We start from the raw sequence: 16,868 nt of genomic DNA, 5'->3' as shown, positions 1-16,868 counted from the left end.
AATCTGTGCAGCAATAAGTTTTTTTCTCATGCTTGTCATCGTTTAATTCTCTTGAATTGATGTGAGTTAATCCTTGTGTGACAGGTAAATAAAGTTGTCCGTTTCAATGCGAGCAATCATACATATGATAATTAGCCTTGAATAGGGTGAATCATAACGTGGGGTGATGAGTGTGGGCTGTTTCGGTGAGGTGTTACGCTTATTTAACAACTTGATGGTTTTTGCGGACGATGAATTATAAGGCTTTTTATCTATAAATAATGCTGATGTATGTTATCTGTTAATTGATTTTAGATATAGTTTAGAATAACGAAATAACATATTCAGAGTGCGCGCGACATTTAAAAAATGCCAGTCAGTTCATTAACTGACTGGCATGATCCGATGGAAGGGTAGTGTTATACGGCCAGTACCCGGTCGAGCGCTTTTTGCGCGTTCACCAGGTGTTGTCCGCCAAACAAAATGGCACGGTTGAACAGGGTATAGAGCTGATAAACCGGCTGACGATCTAGGAAATCCGGCGGCAGTGGTGAGACAGACTGATAGCCATCGTAGATTTGCGGTGGTTGTTCCGGGTGCAGCGGTAGCATGGCCAGATCGCACTCTCTGTCACCCCAATAGCAGGCCGGGTCGAAGATATAGGGTCCGGATGGACCGAGCGCACAGTTACCAGACCACAAATCACCGTGTAGCAAGGATGCCTGCGGCTGGTGGGAGCTTAATCGCTGGTGGATGTGCTCCACGATGCTATCAATATTGCCAAACGCTAAACCTTTCTCGGCTGCCAGTTCCAGCTGCCAGCCGATACGCTGTTCAGCGAAGAACGTTGACCAGCGGCGTTGCCAGGCGTTGGGTTGGGGAGTCGTGGAAAGGTCATTGTCGAAGTCGAGGCCAAACTGCGGCTGGTCGCTCCATTGATGAAGCCGGGCCAGCTGCTGACCGAGTAAAAACGCATTATGGGCATCCAGCGGGCGGGGAGGGAGATATTCCATCACCACGAAGCTGTAATCCCGGTCACTGCCCACGGCGTACACCTCAGGTACGACGACGGTGTTACTGCGTGAAAGCAGTTCAAGTTGATCGGCTTCCGCGGTGAAGATAGGCAACATGGCCCGCTCATCGCATTTGACGAAATAATCCTGACCGCTAAGGCGCAAATGCCAGGCGGCATGAATTTCGCCCCCCGGCAACTCGGTGCGCAGCTCGATTTCGCCGTCTCCGTGCTCTTTCAACAGGCTACAGATCGCTTGCCACATGCTCTCTCTCCCCATGTTTTCTGTCAGATCATAAGGTTAGTGCATAAATGCAGTCGAAAAACTCGAACTGACGCACAACTGCGCGTTTTAGTGTGCCGTATTGGTCGCGTTATTTTGCAACCAGTGCTCAAACGTCATGATAGTGACATCAGGTTGATGCCCAATGGCGGTCTCCGCCAGACCGACGGTTAGGGCTTTGATGTCGTCTTCACTTTGTGGGCTGACAAGCCCGAAGGTATTGATGCCCAGATCGTGCACTTTGCCGTCGTCATCGCTCAGCGTCAGCGTAAACCCGGCGCGAGTCAGATGATTATTAAGCTCATTAATTTCGGTCAGCGTCCGTTCATGAAAACTGACCGTCACCACGTAACGCGTGATATCACCGCTCATCGGAAACCTCGTTGTTAAGCATGGAGTTTTGATAGCATAGTCGATAACCGTTATTTTTCGACTCCCGCCACGTCAGCGGCGGGGGCGATCAGTGTCGGCACAGGTAGTCATAAATGTTGCGCGTGTTTTCCAGGGAGCACAAACGGGTGCCCTGGTTGATGGTCGCAGCACTCCCGGCGGCCACGCCGTAGCGAACCATTTCGTCCAGCGGTGCATTTTCGGCGAGTTTCAGCGTCATCGCGCCGACCATGCTGTCACCCGCCCCGACCGTACTCTGGCTTTTGACAGGAGGCGGAACCACCTGCACGCTGCCGCTGGCATCGACGCCCAACGCACCCTGCGGACCCAGTGAGACCACCACGCGCTTTGCCTTGCCGCTGCGAACAATCTCTTCGGCCGCTTTGCGCACGTCATCAGGTTGGGTCAATTCCCGTTGTACCAGAGCGCTGAGCTCTTTTTGGTTCGGCTTGACCAGTTCGATAGCACCGACCTCAAGCGCAGCGGCCAGTGCGTCACCGGAACTGTCGACCACGCAGCGGATCCCATGCTGTTGTGCAGAGCGAATCAGCGCCACCAGGTTCGACACCTCCACGCCCGGCGGCAGGCTGCCGCTGACGACTAAAATGGCGCCAACTTCTATTTGCAGCACTTTTTGTTCGAGTTGGTGGAATTCTTCTGTACTTAACGTCGCCCCCGGCATGACGAAGCGGTACTGTTCACCGCTGGTCTCAACATGCACATGCAGGTTTTGGCGCGTCCAGTCGTGAGCTTGTACCGTTTCTGCCGGTACGTGTTCCTCGGCCAACAGCGATACCAGATGTTCCCCGGTGGCGCCACCTGCCGGGAAAATCGCCGTTGCTTCGCCGCCCAGAAAGGTAATGGCCCGGGCGACGTTGATTCCGCCACCGCCAGGTTCAAAAACAGGTGCAGTACAGCGGAGTTTGCCTTCGGGATAGATTTGCGGCGTCAGCGTTGCGCTGTCGAGGGACGGTGCCAACGTAAGCGTATAGATTTTAACCATTCGATTACCTCCATTTATGACCCTGACGAGTCGCCTATTTAATGGTCAGCGGTAAGCCTGGCATCTGAAAGCCGTTTAAGAAAGTGACAAGGATATGATTTTGCGCATTTTTACAATACCTTTTGCCCGGATAGCTATATGAAATAAAAGCTGTTTTGAGATCCTTCTTATTCAAAAAATGAAATAAGAATTCATTGCTATGTTATTCACGCCTTTTTATAATTTGTTACCTTTCTTAGGACCGCCTGTCGTTGATCCTCGCGAAAGTTTCCGGGACCGTAATGGTCTCTTTTTTTGTTGTACGGACTCTTAATAAATGAAGCTTTTCAAGACAGTACCCGCAGTCGTTGTTCTGGCGGGGGGCCTTTTTGCGTCATTGAACGCGCTGGCCGATAATACCGTTTTTACTGTCATGGATGACCCTTCCGCGGCGAAGAAACCGTTTGAAGGTAAGATCAACGGGGGTTACCTGGCGCAGTCTGGCAATACTAAAAGTTCTTCCCTGACTGCTGACTCCACGCTGACCTGGTACGGCGACACCACCGCATGGTCGCTGTGGGGAAATGCCAGCAATACGTCTTCTAACGATGAACGTTCTTCTGAAACCTATTCAGTCGGCGGGCGTTCGCGTTACAACATGACTGACGCAGATTATTTGTTTGGTCAGGCCAGTTGGCTGACAGACCGTTATAACGGCTACCGTCAGCGTGATATCTTCACCGCGGGTTACGGTCGTCAGATCCTCAACGGGCCGGTACACAGCCTGCGTTTTGAATTCGGTCCTGGTGTGCGTTACGACGAATATACCAATGGCGAAACCAAAACTCAGCCACTGGGTTATGCGTCCGGTACCTACGCCTGGCAGATGACCGATACCACCAAATTCACACAGGGCCTCTCGGTATTTGGTGCGGATGACACCACCCTCAACTCCGAGACCGCGCTGGATGTTGCTATCAATGACAATTTTGGTCTGAAAGTGGCATACAACGTGACCTGGAACTCCGAACCGCCAGCCTCGGCGCCGGAACACACAGATCGCCGCACCACGGTGACGCTGGGCTACAAGATGTAATTTTTCAGGCCGGAGCAATCCGGCCTGATTGTTTCTAGGTTATGAGAAAAGATTCGCCAGCCAGGGAATGCCCAGGGCGCCAGGCGCCAGAATACCGAAGGCCCACACCATCGCCGAGGTGATATTGGCGAGCTGGAATTTCCCCGACGGCATCCGGCAGATTCCGGCGACCAGCGGAACCACCGCCCGCAGTGGCCCGAAAAAGCGCCCGATAAATACCCCCCATGCGCCCCAACGCGCAAAAAAAGTATGCCCCCGCTGTACGAGCATGGGTTTCCGCGATAGCGGCCAGACGGTGACAGCCCGATGGCTATAATGAAAGCCAATCCACCAGGAAAGCCAATCGCCGACAAACGCGCCTGACGCCGCAGCCAGCCAGACCGGGAAAAAGCTGAGTTCGCTTTCACCAATCAGTGCCCCGGTTGCCAGCAGGATAACCGTGGCGGGCAGCAGTAAAGAAATAAACGCCAGCGATTCTCCAAACGACAGGATGAAGATAACCCCCAGTGCCCATTGTGGGTGAGCGCTGATAAAATCAGTGATGGTCTGTATCATTCCGGTGAAGTCCATTTTTTGTCCCTCGTGATAGAACGGATGATTCAGTGATACACCGTTAAACCTTAACGAAAGCCGAACAGTCTGGAGATCCTCAGATGTCTGTTGTGCGATACATCGATTTAAATAGTGACCTGGGCGAAAGCTACGGTCAGTGGAGGATGGGCGACGATGCCGCCATTTTACCGCTGATCAGCAGTGCCAACGTGGCCTGCGGTTTCCACGCGGGTTCTCCGGCAGGTATCCTGGAAACGCTGCGCGCTGCGCAACGCCTGGGCGTTGCCGTCGGGGCGCATGTCTCTTATCCGGATTTGGTCGGTTTTGGTCGGCGTAATATGGATGTCGCGAGCGATGAACTGACCGCAGACGTCATATATCAAATCGGTGCATTGCAGGGATTAGCGGCGGCGGCGGGCACGCGGGTGAGTTACGTCAAACCGCATGGTGCGCTGTATAACACCATTGCCCACGACGAACGACAGGCAAGGGCGGTTATTGATGCCTTAATGGCGCTGGATAATTCCCTCGCTCTGGTTGTGCTGGCGGGGTCACCGTTGATCGGTTGGGCGCAGGCGTCAGGGATTCAAACCGTGGCGGAGGCTTTCGCCGACCGGGCTTATCATCGCAATGGAACCCTGGTATCACGGCGTGAAGCCGGGGCGGTTATTCACGATCCACAGGAAATCGCCCGGCGTGTGGTACAGATGATAACGGAAGGAGGCGTAACGTCTATCGAGGGCGAATTTACCGCTATCCGAGCCGAGTCAGTATGCGTTCACGGTGACAGCCCTGGCGCGCTGGAAATGACGCGCCAGATTCGTCAGCGTCTGGATGCTGAAGGTATTGTGGTTCGTGCGTTTAAGCAGGGCGCCTAACGCGCCCTGAGCTCCGTCATCAGCAGGCCAGCGCTTCAGGTCGAAGATCGTTCCCGGAAGGGCGCTGGTAAATGCGCAGGCCAAATTCTTCAATCACCGCATAGATATGGTCGAAAATATCGGCCTGAATCGCTTCGTATTTCAGCCATTCAACGGTGTTGGTGAAGGCATAAATTTCCAGCGGAAGACCTTCAGCTCCGGGCGGAAGCTGGCGCACCATCAGGGTCATATCCTTACGAATTTTTGGATGCTGATGCAGGTATTCGGTCAGCCATGCGCGGAAGGCGCCAATATTGGTAATACTTTCGCCATTGAGTACGCTGTTTTTCGAATCACAATTGGCCATTTTTTTGTTTTGCTCTTTCAGCCACGGCTTAAGCAGATCAACCTGGCCCAAACGCTGCTGCTCATCGGCGGAGATAAAATGAATACTGGTGCTATCGATGAACACGCTGCGCTTGATGCGACGACCGCCGGAGGCAGACATATTGCTCCAGTTTTTAAAGGCATCAGACACCAGTGCATAGGTCGGGATAGTGGTAATAGTGTTATCCCAGTTCTGTACTTTAACCGTGGTCAGGCCGATATCGATAACCGTGCCATCCGCGCCGTATTTCGGCATTTCAAGCCAGTCCCCCATATGCAACATGGTATTTGCCGAGAGCTGAATACCGGCCACCAGGCCCAATAGCGGGTCTTTAAACACTAACATCAATACCGCCGCCATCGCGCCCAAGCCGCTAAACAGAATGGCAGGGGATTTACCAATCAGCAGGGAAATCATCAGGATTGCGACAATCGACGCGGCGACCAGTTTTACCCCCTGGAAAATTCCGCGCAGCGGGAGCTGGCCCGCAAAGTGATATTGACGTGAAAGCTTGAGGATAACGTCCAGCAGCGAGAAGAAAGAGAGCAGGGCAAACAGCAGAACCCACAGCTGCGCGCAGATACTGAGTAGCGTTCCGGCATGGCTGCCCGTCGCCAGATAAAACATTAATTGCGCATTGACCAGAACACCCTGCAACATCAGCGATACGCGATGAAATAATTTATGTTGGGCAAATATTTTCAACCATGGTTTTGAACCGCTTTCTGCGTGTTTTTCGATTTTGCGCAGGATCAGCTTGAAAATAAAATGCACCACCACGGCGGTGATAAAAATATACCCGAAGACAATGAACAGGGATGAAGGGTCGTTCAGGTCGATGCCATAGCGTTGGAGAATTGCCAGAAGGTGACGCATAAATGCTCCGGTCAAAGGCGGTTATGTTGGGGAAAAGGCTGTTGTCTGGCAATCAACATGATGTTTCAAATCTTTTATTACATTTCCACAATTAAAGGCGGGCTTTTAACCCGGGCCTAAGACGTGTAGTATGTCCGGGTACTTAATGGCACCTATCGGGCTGGCCGAGGGCGATAAATCGTTCAGACGTCTTTTTCCGCAGAGTGAAGCGAGAAACCCGGTAATCCCTGCTGTTAACTTTTCAAAAAATTGTTTTGCATGTGCTCTTTCGTGCGGGGCACCACTGCGAATAAGGATATAACATGCCTGTAATTACTCTTCCTGATGGCAGTCAACGCCATTACGACAATGCGGTAAGCCCAATGGATGTTGCCCTGGATATTGGTCCGGGTCTGGCGAAAGCCACCATCGCTGGCCGTGTTAACGGTGAGCTGGTTGATGCTTCCGATCTCATTGAACAAGACGCTACGCTGTCGCTGATTACCGCGAAAGATGAAGACGGCCTGGAGATCATTCGTCACTCCTGTGCGCACCTGCTGGGACACGCAATCAAACAGCTTTGGCCGCATACCAAAATGGCTATCGGCCCAGTCATTGATAACGGTTTCTACTATGACGTTGACCTTGACCACACCCTGACTCAGGAAGATATCGACGCCCTCGAAAAGCGCATGCACGAGCTGGCGGAGAAAAACTACGATGTCATCAAGAAAAAGGTGAGCTGGCACGAAGCGCGCGAAACGTTTGTATCGCGTGGTGAAAGCTACAAAGTCTCCATTCTCGATGAAAACATCGCCCACGATGACAAGCCTGGCTTGTATCATCACGAAGAATACGTCGACATGTGCCGCGGTCCGCACGTGCCGAATATGCGTTTCTGCCATCACTTCAAACTGATGAAAACTGCCGGCGCCTACTGGCGTGGCGACAGCGATAACAAGATGCTGCAACGCATCTATGGTACCGCTTGGGCAGATAAAAAAGCGCTTAACGCCTATCTGCTGCGTCTTGAAGAAGCCGCCAAACGTGACCACCGTAAAATCGGTAAGCAACTTGACCTGTATCACATGCAGGAAGAAGCGCCGGGTATGGTGTTCTGGCATAACGATGGCTGGACTATTTTCCGTGAACTGGAAACTTTCGTACGCTCTAAGCTGAAAGAGTACCAGTATCAGGAAGTGAAAGGCCCGTTCATGATGGACCGTGTCCTGTGGGAAAAAACAGGTCACTGGGACAACTATAAAGATGCGATGTTCACCACCTCTTCTGAGAACCGTGAATACTGCATCAAGCCGATGAACTGCCCGGGCCACGTGCAGATCTTCAACCAGGGTTTAAAATCCTATCGCGATCTGCCGCTGCGTATGGCGGAGTTCGGTAGCTGCCATCGTAACGAGCCATCAGGCGCGCTGCATGGTCTGATGCGTGTTCGTGGGTTTACCCAGGACGATGCACATATCTTCTGTACTGAAGACCAGGTGCGTGACGAAGTTAACGCCTGTATTCGTATGGTCTACGATATGTATAGCACCTTTGGCTTCGAGAAAATCGTCGTCAAGCTGTCGACTCGCCCGGAAAAACGTATCGGTAGCGATGAAACATGGGATCGTGCGGAAGCCGATCTGGCCGTGGCTCTGGAAGAAAACAACATCCCGTTTGAGTATCAACTGGGTGAAGGTGCCTTCTACGGCCCGAAAATTGAATTTACACTGTATGACTGCCTCGATCGTGCTTGGCAGTGCGGAACAGTACAGCTGGACTTCTCCCTGCCGCAGCGTCTTAACGCCTCTTATGTAGGCGAAAGCAACGAGCGTCAGGTGCCGGTGATGATTCACCGCGCCATTCTGGGTTCCATCGAACGCTTCATCGGTATTCTTACCGAAGAGTTCGCTGGATTCTTCCCAACATGGCTGGCACCGGTGCAGGTCGTGGTGATGAATATCACTGATTCTCAGGCTGAATACGTTAACGAATTGACGCATAAACTACAAAATGCAGGCATTCGCGTAAAAGCAGACTTGAGAAATGAGAAGATAGGCTTTAAAATCCGCGAGCACACATTACGTCGTGTCCCGTATATGCTGGTTTGTGGCGACAAAGAGGTTGAAGCAGGCAAAGTTGCCGTGCGCACCCGTCGCGGAAAAGACCTCGGCACTGTGGACGTAAACGAAGTGATCGAGAAGCTGCTGACAGAAATACGCAGCCGTAGTCTTCAACAACTGGAGGAATAAAGTATTAAAGGCGGAAAACGAGTACAAACGGCACGTCCGAATCGTATCAATGGCGAGATTCGAGTTCAGGAAGTTCGCTTAACAGGTCTGGAAGGCGAACAGCTTGGTATTGTGAGTCTGAGAGAAGCTCTGGAAAAAGCTGAAGAAGCAGGAGTGGATCTGGTAGAGATCAGTCCTAACGCCGAACCGCCAGTTTGCCGAATCATGGACTACGGCAAATTCCTCTATGAAAAGAGCAAATCTTCTAAGGAACAGAAGAAGAAGCAAAAGATTGTTCAGGTTAAGGAAATTAAATTCCGTCCTGGCACCGACGATGGCGATTACCAGGTAAAACTCCGCAGCCTGGTACGCTTTCTCGAAGAGGGCGATAAGGCCAAAATCACACTGCGTTTCCGCGGTCGTGAAATGGCCCACCAACAGATTGGTATGGAAGTGCTTAACCGCGTCCGTGACGATCTGAGTGAACTGGCAGTAGTCGAATCCTTCCCAACGAAGATCGAAGGCCGTCAGATGATCATGGTGCTCGCGCCTAAGAAGAAACAGTAAGGCCTTCAAGTAGCATTGACCGTGGGGCCCCTCGGGCCTCGCAGTCTTTGTTCGCCTATGTTTCATTTTTCAACAATGCGAAGTGGAAGTTATTAAAATGCCAAAGATCAAGACCGTACGCGGTGCTGCTAAGCGCTTTAAAAAAACCGGTAAAGGTGGTTTTAAGCACAAGCACGCTAACCTGCGTCATATTCTGACCAAAAAAGCTACTAAGCGTAAACGTCACCTGCGTCCAAAAGCCATGGTTTCTAAAGGCGATTTGGGTCTGGTAATCGCGTGCCTTCCGTACGCATAAGTCGTTAACGTTTAACTTTTTTAACTAAGAATATAGAGACAGGAGAGCACATATGGCTCGCGTAAAACGTGGTGTAATTGCACGTGCACGTCACAAGAAAATTTTGAAACAAGCTAAAGGCTACTACGGTGCGCGTTCACGCGTATACCGCGTTGCCTTCCAGGCTGTTATCAAAGCTGGTCAGTACGCTTACCGTGACCGTCGTCAACGTAAGCGTCAGTTCCGTCAACTGTGGATTGCGCGTATCAACGCAGCAGCACGTCAGAACGGCATTTCTTACAGCAAATTCATCAATGGCCTGAAAAAAGCCTCTGTTGAAATCGACCGTAAGATCCTGGCTGACATCGCAGTATTCGACAAAGTAGCGTTCACCGCTCTGGTCGAAAAAGCGAAATCAGCTCTGGCTTAAGCCAGTTGAAGAGGGAGGCTTGCCTCCCTCTTTTCGTTCGGACCGACACTCACCGTATCAGACAAGGTAATGCAAGCATGAATGCTGCTATTTTCCGCTTCTTTTTTTACTTTAGCACCTGATTCCAGGAGGCTAGCGCGTGAAAAACGAAACGGAAAACAGCGCCAGAAAGCCTCCCCAGGGAGGCTTTTTTTGTATCTGTGCTCGTATTAGTTAGGACAAATCGGTCTCGGTACCTATACCGACATTATTGAGGAAAACCATGTCACATCTCGCAGAGCTGGTTGCCAGTGCCAAGGCAGCCATTAACGAAGCTTCAGATGTTACCGCGCTGGACAACGTGCGCGTCGAATATCTGGGTAAGAAAGGGCACTTGACCCTTCAGATGACCACCCTGCGTGAACTGCCGGCGGAAGAACGCCCGGCTGCGGGTGCCGTTATCAACGAAGCGAAAGAGCAGGTTCAGCAGGCGCTGAACGCGCGTAAAGCCGACCTCGAAGGCGCTGCGCTGAATGCCCGTCTGGCTGCAGAAACTATCGACGTTTCTCTGCCTGGCCGCCGCATTGAAACCGGTGGTCTTCACCCGGTAACTCGCACCATTGACCGCATTGAAAGTTTCTTCGGTGAGCTCGGCTTTACCGTGGCGACTGGCCCGGAAATCGAAGATGACTATCACAACTTCGATGCCCTGAACATTCCAGGCCACCACCCGGCACGTGCTGACCACGACACTTTCTGGTTTGATGCGACCCGTCTGCTGCGTACCCAGACATCTGGCGTACAGATCCGTACCATGAAAAACCAGCAGCCACCCATCCGCATCATTGCGCCGGGCCGCGTCTATCGTAATGACTACGATCAGACTCACACCCCGATGTTCCATCAGATGGAAGGCCTGATTGTTGACACCAACATCAGCTTCACCAATCTGAAAGGCACCCTGCACGATTTCCTGCGTAACTTCTTTGAAGAAGACCTGCAAATTCGTTTCCGCCCGTCCTACTTCCCGTTCACTGAACCGTCTGCGGAAGTTGACGTGATGGGTAAAAACGGCAAGTGGCTGGAAGTGCTGGGTTGCGGCATGGTGCATCCGAACGTACTTCGCAACGTCGGCATTGACCCGGAAGTCTACTCTGGCTTCGCCTTCGGGATGGGAATGGAGCGTCTGACCATGCTGCGTTACGGCGTCACCGATCTGCGTGCATTCTTCGAAAACGATCTGCGTTTCCTCAAACAGTTTAAATAAGGGCAGGACAGAACAATGAAATTCAGTGAACTGTGGTTACGCGAATGGGTTAACCCGGCAATTGACAGCGAAGCGCTATCAGGCCAAATCACGATGGCGGGCCTGGAAGTTGACGGCGTAGAGCCGGTGGCTGGCGCGTTCAACGGCGTGGTTGTCGGTGAAGTGGTCGAGTGCGGTCAGCACCCGAACGCAGACAAACTGCGCGTCACCAAAATCAACGTCGGCGGCGAACGCCTGCTGGATATCGTCTGCGGCGCGCCAAACTGCCGTCAGGGCCTGAAAGTGGCCGTCGCCACCATCGGCGCAGTTTTGCCGGGCGATTTCAAAATCAAAGCGGCAAAACTGCGCGGCGAACCGTCCGAAGGCATGCTGTGCTCGTTCTCCGAGCTGGGTATTTCCGACGATCACAATGGCATTATCGAACTGCCAGCGGATGCGCCTCTGGGTACCGATATCCGCGAATACCTGAAGCTCGATGATAACACCATCGAAATTAGCGTCACCCCGAACCGTGCAGACTGCCTGGGAATTATCGGTGTGGCTCGCGACGTCGCGGTACTTAACCAGCAGCCGCTGAACGTACCAGAAATGGCTCCGGTTACCGCGACCATCAACGATACCGTCTCCATCAAGGTTGAGGCCGCTGAGGCCTGCCCACGCTATCTGGGCCGCGTGGTTAAGGGCATCAACGTTAAAGCCGCTACGCCACTGTGGATGAAAGAAAAACTGCGTCGCTGCGGGATCCGTTCCATCGATGCGGTTGTTGATGTGACTAACTACGTGCTGCTCGAACTGGGTCAGCCGATGCATGCTTTCGATCTGGATCGCATTGACGGTGGGATCGTAGTACGTATGGCGAAAGAGGGTGAAACTCTGGTGTTGCTGGACGGCAACGAAGCCAAACTGAACGCGGATACGCTGGTTATTGCCGATCACAGCAAAGCGCTGGCGATGGGTGGCATCTTCGGGGGCGAGCACTCTGGCGTTAATGACGAAACGCAAAACGTACTGTTGGAATGTGCCTTCTTCAGCCCGCTGTCCATCACCGGTCGTGCGCGCCGCCACGGTTTGCATACTGACGCATCCCACCGCTACGAGCGCGGCGTGGATCCGGCGTTGCAGTACAAAGCCATGGAACGCGCTACCCGCCTGCTGGTTGATATCTGCGGCGGCGAAGTTGGTCCGGTTATCGACGTGACGAACGAAGCCACGCTGCCGAAACGTGCCACCATCACGCTGCGTCGTAGCAAACTGGACCGCCTGATTGGTCATCACATTGCCGATGATCAGGTCAGCGATATCCTGCGCCGTCTGGGCTGCGAAGTGACTGAAGGTCAGGACCAGTGGCAGGCCGTTGCACCGAGCTGGCGTTTCGATATTTCAATCGAAGAAGACCTGGTAGAAGAAGTGGCCCGCGTATACGGCTACAACAATATCCCGGATGCGCCGGTTCAGGCGGGTCTGATCATGGGTCATCATCACGAGGCTAACCTGTCCCTCAAGCGTGTGAAAACCATGCTGAATGACAAAGGCTACCAGGAAGTGATCACCTACAGCTTCGTCGACCCGAAAGTGCAGCAGCTTGTTCACCCAGGCGAAGAAGCGCTGATCCTGCCAAGTCCAATTTCCAGCGAAATGTCGGCCATGCGTCTGTCGCTGTGGACCGGGCTGCTGGGCACCGTGGTCTACAACCAGAACCGTCAGCAGAGCCGCGTGCGTATCTTTGAAAGCGGTCTGCGCTTCGTGCCGGATACCCAGGCCCCGTTGGGCATCCGCCAGGATGTGATGCTGAGCGGCGTAATCTGCGGTAATCGCTATGAAGAACACTGGAACCTGGCGAAAGAGACAGTTGATTTCTATGATTTAAAAGGCGATCTCGAATCCGTTCTGGAACTGACCGGCAAACTCGGTGATATCCGGTTTAAAGCCGAAGCCAATCCAGCGCTGCATCCGGGGCAGTCCGCGGCGATTTATCTGAAAGGCGAACGTATTGGTTTCATTGGGGTTGTTCATCCAGAGCTAGAACGTAAACTGGACTTGAACGGTCGCACGATGGTATTTGAGCTGGAGTGGAACAAGCTCGCAGACCGCGTGGTTCCTCAGGCGAAAGAGATTTCCCGCTTCCCGGCGAACCGTCGCGACATCGCTGTGGTCGTGGCTGAAAACGTCCCAGCCGCTGATATTCTCAACGAGTGTAAGAAAGTTGGCGTAAATCAGGTAGTTGGCGTAAACTTGTTTGACGTGTACCGCGGTAAGGGCGTAGAGGAAGGTTTCAAGAGCCTCGCTATTAGCCTAATCCTTCAGGATACCAGCCGTACACTCGAAGAAGAGGAGATTGCCGCTACCGTTGCCAAATGTGTAGAGGCATTAAAAGAGCGATTCCAGGCATCATTGAGGGATTGAACCTATGGCGCTTACAAAAGCTGAAATGTCAGAATATCTGTTTGATAAGCTTGGGCTTAGCAAACGGGATGCCAAAGAGCTGGTAGAGCTGTTTTTCGAAGAGATCCGTCGCGCTCTTGAAAACGGTGAGCAGGTTAAACTCTCCGGTTTTGGTAACTTCGATTTGCGCGATAAAAATCAACGCCCCGGGCGCAACCCGAAGACGGGCGAAGATATTCCCATTACAGCCCGGCGCGTGGTGACCTTCAGACCCGGCCAGAAGTTGAAAAGCCGAGTCGAAAACGCTTCGCCCAAAGCAGAATAATTTCTGATTAACTAAAAAGGCCGCTCCTGCGGCCTTTTTTCTTTCCTGCGGCCGTCAGGCACAATAAAATCAGACACTTCACCTCATCATTTCAGGACCCTATGCAACGACTCGCCCAACGCCAGCAGCAACGAAACCAGCGATGGCTGGGTGTTTTACTGTTGCTGCTCTTGCTCGCAGTATTCATCAGCCTGTGCGCGGGTGAACAGTGGATTGCCCCCGGCGATTGGTTTACGCCGCGTGGTGACCTGTTCGTGTGGCAGATTCGCCTGCCGCGTACCGTAGCGGTAGTGCTGGTTGGTGCGGCGCTGGCGGTATCCGGGGCTATCATGCAGGCGTTGTTTGAAAACCCGCTGGCTGAGCCGGGGTTGCTTGGCGTCTCTAACGGCGCTGGTGTCGGGCTGATTGCTGCTGTGCTGCTGGGTCAAGGACTATTGCCCGGCTGGGCGCTGGGCCTGTGTGCCATCGCGGGCGCACTGCTTATCACTGTTATCCTGTTGCGCTTTGCCCGTCGTCATCTGTCGACCAGCCGTCTGCTATTAGCGGGTGTGGCGCTGGGGATCATCTGTAGCGCGGCGATGACCTGGGCAGTTTATTTTTCGACATCCTTCGATCTGCGCCAGCTAATGTACTGGATGATGGGCGGCTTTGGCGGCGTAGACTGGCATCAGGGCTGGCTAATGGTGGCGTTGCTACCGGTTATCGGCTGGATTTGCCTGCAATCGCAGCCGCTGAATTTGCTGTCGCTCGGCGAAACATCCGCCCGGCAACTGGGCCTGCCGCTATGGCTGTGGCGCAGGCTGCTGGTGCTGGCGACAGGCTGGCTGGTGGGGGTCAGCGTGGCGCTCTCCGGTGCCATCGGCTTTATAGGCCTGGTTATCCCTCATATTCTGCGCCTGTGCGGCCTGACCGATCACCGCGTGTTGCTCCCGGCCTGCGTTTTGGCTGGGGGCGCGGCGCTGTTGTTTGCCGATATCATTGCCCGTCTGGCGCTGGCCTCGGCAGAGTTGCCGATCGGCGTCGTCACCGCTACCCTGGGCGCACCTGTATTTATCTGGCTACTATTAAGGGCTGGCCGTTAAGCGCTAGCTGATAACCCAAGAGGACGCTATGCAACACGATATTCTCAATACAAATGTCACCACCATCGACGGTGAAAACGTCAGTCTCGAGCAATTTAAAGGTAACGTGCTGCTGGTGGTGAACGTCGCCTCCCAGTGCGGGCTGACGCCGCAATACGAACAGCTGGAGAACATCCAGGAAGCATGGGGTAAAGAGGGTTTCACCGTCCTCGGCTTCCCATGCAACCAGTTCCTTGGTCAGGAGCCGGGCAGCGACGAAGAGATCAAAACCTTCTGTAGCACCACCTACGGCGTGACGTTCCCCATGTTCAGCAAAATCGATGTGAACGGCGAGCATCGGCATCCCCTGTATCAGAAGCTGACCAGCGCCGCCCCTGTCGCCGTCGCGCCGGAAAGCAGCGGGTTCTATGAGCGCATGGCCAGCAAAGGCCGCGCGCCAAAAGTGCAGGGCGATATCCTGTGGAACTTCGAAAAATTCCTGATTGGTCGTGATGGCGAAGTCATCCAGCGCTTCTCGCCGGATATGACCCCGGAAGATCCTATCGTGATGGAAGCCATCAAGCTGGCGCTGGCGAAATAATCGTGTTGCTGATGCAGTTGCAGGGCGTACAGGAAGTGGGACGGTTACAGCCACTTAACGCGGAGGTTCGCTCCGGTGAAATGGTGCATCTTGTCGGCCCAAACGGTGCCGGGAAAAGCACGCTGCTCGCCAGAATGGCCGGTCTGAGCCACGGCAAAGGGCAGATAACGCTTGAGGGCAAACGGATAACCGACTGGCCTGCACCGGAGCTCGCACGCCATCGGGCGTATCTGACACAACATCAGACCCCGCCGTTTGCCATGCCGGTCTGGCATTACCTGACGCTGCATCAGCCCGATAAAACACAGCACCCACTCCAGCAAGAAATTGCTGAAAAGTTAGGTCTGGACGACAAGTTGGCGCGACAGGTTAACCAGCTTTCCGGGGGGGAATGGCAGCGCGTGCGGCTTGCGGCGGTGGTGCTGCAAATTCATCCTCGAGGCAATCCACATGGGCGATTACTGCTGTTGGATGAGCCGATGAATAGCCTTGATGTTGCGCAGCAAGCGGCGCTCGATCGTTTGCTGGCCGAACTCAGGCTCGCTGGAATAACCATCGTGATGAGTAGCCATGACCTGAATCACACGCTGCGTTTTGCCAGCCAGACGTGGCTAATGCGTCGCGGGCAGCTGCTCGCCAGCGGTGAGACGCCGCACGTTTTGACAGTCGAAAATTTGACGGCTGCGTATGATATGCCGTTCAAAAAGCTGAATGCGGATGGTGTGCAGGTGCTGATTTCTGCGCTATAACCGGAAGGTTTCTTGCAGAATGGCAAATTTGCAGACTACATTATCACTATAAAAAATATCAGAGGAAACGCCAGGATATGCGTCTCTTATTTATTTTCGTGGCAGCGTTAATTTTAGCAGGATGTAGCAGCCACCGGGCACCACCGCCTAACCCACGGCTCTCGGACTCTATAACCGTCATCGCCAACCTTAACGAACAGCTGGCGAACTGGCGTGGAACACCGTATCGCTATGGCGGCAGCACCCGTCGCGGCGTGGATTGTTCTGCGTTCGTGATGATGACTTTCCGCGATAAGTTTGATTTGCAGCTCCCGCGAGAGACAAAGCAGCAGTCGAAAATAGGCACCGAAATCGACAAGGACGATTTATTGCCGGGTGACCTGGTATTCTTCAAGACCGGATCCGGGGGCAATGGTCTGCATGTCGGGATCTATGATACTGATAATCAGTTTATCCATGCCTCAACCAGTCAGGGCGTCACCCGTTCCTCGCTGGATAATGTGTACTGGCGCAAGAACTTCTGGCAAGCCAGACGCATTTAGCAGAAAACAAAAAGGGGCTGGCAGCCCCTTTTTAGTGGCTAAAATAAAATATAAAAACCGTCAGGG

Annotated in this window: 19 protein-coding genes and 1 other annotated feature; of the genes, 14 read left to right on the top strand and 5 right to left on the bottom strand. The window is 53.3% G+C overall.

Features of this window, described 5'->3' with window-relative positions; all coding sequences use genetic code 11:
* Positions 1–398: 398 nt before the first annotated feature.
* The 3 genes from ACG0Z5_RS12530 to pfkB all read right to left on the bottom strand — a co-directional run bounded on the left by ACG0Z5_RS12530 (position 399) and on the right by pfkB (position 2,667).
* Positions 399–1,256: a fructosamine kinase family protein gene (locus tag ACG0Z5_RS12530; protein ID WP_394447800.1), complete on the bottom strand. Its 858-nt coding sequence runs from the start codon at positions 1,254–1,256 to the stop codon at positions 399–401.
* A gap of 87 nt (positions 1,257–1,343) precedes the next feature.
* Positions 1,344–1,646: a type V toxin-antitoxin system endoribonuclease antitoxin GhoS gene (gene ghoS / locus ACG0Z5_RS12525; RefSeq protein WP_394447798.1), complete on the bottom strand. Its 303-nt coding sequence runs from the start codon at positions 1,644–1,646 to the stop codon at positions 1,344–1,346.
* Positions 1,647–1,734: 88 nt separating this feature from the next.
* Positions 1,735–2,667 (bottom strand): 6-phosphofructokinase II, encoded by a 933-nt coding sequence (gene pfkB, locus ACG0Z5_RS12520; RefSeq protein ID WP_394447796.1) that lies wholly within the window; start codon positions 2,665–2,667, stop codon positions 1,735–1,737.
* Between the two features lie 316 nt (positions 2,668–2,983).
* Between pfkB and ACG0Z5_RS12515 the strand changes: the two genes are divergently transcribed.
* Positions 2,984–3,742 (top strand): YdiY family protein, encoded by a 759-nt coding sequence (locus ACG0Z5_RS12515; RefSeq protein ID WP_394447793.1) that lies wholly within the window; start codon positions 2,984–2,986, stop codon positions 3,740–3,742.
* Positions 3,743–3,781: 39 nt separating this feature from the next.
* Here ACG0Z5_RS12515 and ACG0Z5_RS12510 read toward each other — a convergent pair whose 3' ends face one another.
* Positions 3,782–4,312: a DedA family protein gene (locus ACG0Z5_RS12510; protein WP_394447790.1), complete on the bottom strand. Its 531-nt coding sequence runs from the start codon at positions 4,310–4,312 to the stop codon at positions 3,782–3,784.
* Positions 4,313–4,395: 83 nt separating this feature from the next.
* Between ACG0Z5_RS12510 and ACG0Z5_RS12505 the strand changes: the two genes are divergently transcribed.
* Positions 4,396–5,172 carry a LamB/YcsF family protein gene (locus tag ACG0Z5_RS12505; RefSeq protein WP_394447788.1) on the top strand — a complete coding sequence of 259 codons (777 nt, stop codon included), beginning with the start codon at positions 4,396–4,398 and terminating at the stop codon, positions 5,170–5,172.
* A 19-nt stretch (positions 5,173–5,191) separates the two neighbouring features.
* Here the strand turns inward: ACG0Z5_RS12505 and ACG0Z5_RS12500 are convergent, their stop codons facing one another.
* Positions 5,192–6,415: a mechanosensitive ion channel family protein gene (locus tag ACG0Z5_RS12500; RefSeq protein ID WP_394447785.1), complete on the bottom strand. Its 1,224-nt coding sequence runs from the start codon at positions 6,413–6,415 to the stop codon at positions 5,192–5,194.
* 302 nt (positions 6,416–6,717) lie between these two features.
* Between ACG0Z5_RS12500 and thrS the strand changes: the two genes are divergently transcribed.
* The 12 genes from thrS to ACG0Z5_RS12440 all read left to right on the top strand — a co-directional run bounded on the left by thrS (position 6,718) and on the right by ACG0Z5_RS12440 (position 16,802).
* Entirely contained in the window at positions 6,718–8,646 is a 1,929-nt protein-coding gene (gene thrS / locus ACG0Z5_RS12495; protein WP_319627511.1) for a threonine--tRNA ligase, read from the top strand.
* Between the two features lie 3 nt (positions 8,647–8,649).
* Positions 8,650–9,192 carry a translation initiation factor IF-3 gene (infC, locus tag ACG0Z5_RS12490; RefSeq protein ID WP_319627598.1) on the top strand — a complete coding sequence of 181 codons (543 nt, stop codon included), beginning with the start codon at positions 8,650–8,652 and terminating at the stop codon, positions 9,190–9,192.
* Between the two features lie 97 nt (positions 9,193–9,289).
* Positions 9,290–9,487, top strand: a complete 198-nt coding sequence (gene rpmI, locus ACG0Z5_RS12485; RefSeq protein WP_001124225.1) for a 50S ribosomal protein L35 — start codon at positions 9,290–9,292, stop codon at positions 9,485–9,487.
* 52 nt (positions 9,488–9,539) lie between these two features.
* Positions 9,540–9,896: a 50S ribosomal protein L20 gene (gene rplT, locus ACG0Z5_RS12480; protein WP_000124852.1), complete on the top strand. Its 357-nt coding sequence runs from the start codon at positions 9,540–9,542 to the stop codon at positions 9,894–9,896.
* A 72-nt stretch (positions 9,897–9,968) separates the two neighbouring features.
* Positions 9,969–10,092, top strand: a sequence feature (Phe leader region).
* On the top strand, positions 9,974–10,018 hold the full coding sequence (gene pheM, locus ACG0Z5_RS12475) for a pheST operon leader peptide PheM (RefSeq protein WP_001386830.1): 45 nt from the start codon (positions 9,974–9,976) through the stop codon (positions 10,016–10,018). (Overlaps the previous feature by 45 nt.)
* A gap of 66 nt (positions 10,093–10,158) precedes the next feature.
* A complete protein-coding gene (gene pheS / locus ACG0Z5_RS12470) occupies positions 10,159–11,142 on the top strand; it encodes a phenylalanine--tRNA ligase subunit alpha (RefSeq protein WP_319627510.1) in 984 nt (327 codons plus the stop codon).
* A 15-nt stretch (positions 11,143–11,157) separates the two neighbouring features.
* Positions 11,158–13,545, top strand: a complete 2,388-nt coding sequence (gene pheT / locus ACG0Z5_RS12465) for a phenylalanine--tRNA ligase subunit beta (RefSeq protein ID WP_394447780.1) — start codon at positions 11,158–11,160, stop codon at positions 13,543–13,545.
* Positions 13,546–13,549: 4 nt separating this feature from the next.
* Entirely contained in the window at positions 13,550–13,849 is a 300-nt protein-coding gene (gene ihfA, locus ACG0Z5_RS12460; RefSeq protein WP_006820203.1) for an integration host factor subunit alpha, read from the top strand.
* Positions 13,850–13,950: 101 nt separating this feature from the next.
* Positions 13,951–14,931, top strand: coding sequence for a vitamin B12 ABC transporter permease BtuC (gene btuC, locus ACG0Z5_RS12455; RefSeq protein WP_394447776.1), 981 nt, complete (start codon positions 13,951–13,953; stop codon positions 14,929–14,931).
* A gap of 28 nt (positions 14,932–14,959) precedes the next feature.
* Positions 14,960–15,511, top strand: a complete 552-nt coding sequence (locus ACG0Z5_RS12450) for a glutathione peroxidase (RefSeq protein ID WP_394447773.1) — start codon at positions 14,960–14,962, stop codon at positions 15,509–15,511.
* Entirely contained in the window at positions 15,511–16,260 is a 750-nt protein-coding gene (btuD, locus tag ACG0Z5_RS12445) for a vitamin B12 ABC transporter ATP-binding protein BtuD (RefSeq protein WP_394447928.1), read from the top strand. Before ACG0Z5_RS12450 ends, btuD begins: the two co-directional genes overlap by 1 nt.
* 77 nt (positions 16,261–16,337) lie before the next feature.
* Positions 16,338–16,802 carry an NlpC/P60 family protein gene (locus tag ACG0Z5_RS12440; protein ID WP_319627506.1) on the top strand — a complete coding sequence of 155 codons (465 nt, stop codon included), beginning with the start codon at positions 16,338–16,340 and terminating at the stop codon, positions 16,800–16,802.
* Positions 16,803–16,868: the final 66 nt, after the last annotated feature.

Origin of the sequence: Scandinavium sp. M-37, from assembly GCF_043558715.1 — a bacterium.
GTDB lineage: Bacteria > Pseudomonadota > Gammaproteobacteria > Enterobacterales > Enterobacteriaceae > Scandinavium > Scandinavium vulneris_A.
The sequence above is the reverse complement of the archived record's forward strand: the minus strand, read 5'-3'. Positions and strand labels throughout refer to the sequence as shown.

Bases quoted from the DNA above. Each gene is read 5' to 3' on its own strand.
- ACG0Z5_RS12515 (WP_394447793.1), top strand. From the start codon at position 2,984: ATGAAGCTTTTCAAGACAGTACCCGCAGTCGTTGTTCTGGCGGGGGGC.
- ACG0Z5_RS12510 (WP_394447790.1), bottom strand. From the start codon at position 4,312: ATGGACTTCACCGGAATGATACAGACCATCACTGATTTTATCAGCGCT.
- ACG0Z5_RS12440 (WP_319627506.1), top strand. From the start codon at position 16,338: ATGCGTCTCTTATTTATTTTCGTGGCAGCGTTAATTTTAGCAGGATGT.
- ACG0Z5_RS12505 (WP_394447788.1), top strand. From the start codon at position 4,396: ATGTCTGTTGTGCGATACATCGATTTAAATAGTGACCTGGGCGAAAGC.
- ghoS (WP_394447798.1), bottom strand. From the start codon at position 1,646: ATGAGCGGTGATATCACGCGTTACGTGGTGACGGTCAGTTTTCATGAA.
- ACG0Z5_RS12530 (WP_394447800.1), bottom strand. From the start codon at position 1,256: ATGTGGCAAGCGATCTGTAGCCTGTTGAAAGAGCACGGAGACGGCGAA.
- rpmI (WP_001124225.1), top strand. From the start codon at position 9,290: ATGCCAAAGATCAAGACCGTACGCGGTGCTGCTAAGCGCTTTAAAAAA.
- ACG0Z5_RS12450 (WP_394447773.1), top strand. From the start codon at position 14,960: ATGCAACACGATATTCTCAATACAAATGTCACCACCATCGACGGTGAA.
- ihfA (WP_006820203.1), top strand. From the start codon at position 13,550: ATGGCGCTTACAAAAGCTGAAATGTCAGAATATCTGTTTGATAAGCTT.
- btuC (WP_394447776.1), top strand. From the start codon at position 13,951: ATGCAACGACTCGCCCAACGCCAGCAGCAACGAAACCAGCGATGGCTG.
- thrS (WP_319627511.1), top strand. From the start codon at position 6,718: ATGCCTGTAATTACTCTTCCTGATGGCAGTCAACGCCATTACGACAAT.
- pheT (WP_394447780.1), top strand. From the start codon at position 11,158: ATGAAATTCAGTGAACTGTGGTTACGCGAATGGGTTAACCCGGCAATT.
- rplT (WP_000124852.1), top strand. From the start codon at position 9,540: ATGGCTCGCGTAAAACGTGGTGTAATTGCACGTGCACGTCACAAGAAA.
- ACG0Z5_RS12500 (WP_394447785.1), bottom strand. From the start codon at position 6,415: ATGCGTCACCTTCTGGCAATTCTCCAACGCTATGGCATCGACCTGAAC.
- pheS (WP_319627510.1), top strand. From the start codon at position 10,159: ATGTCACATCTCGCAGAGCTGGTTGCCAGTGCCAAGGCAGCCATTAAC.
- pfkB (WP_394447796.1), bottom strand. From the start codon at position 2,667: ATGGTTAAAATCTATACGCTTACGTTGGCACCGTCCCTCGACAGCGCA.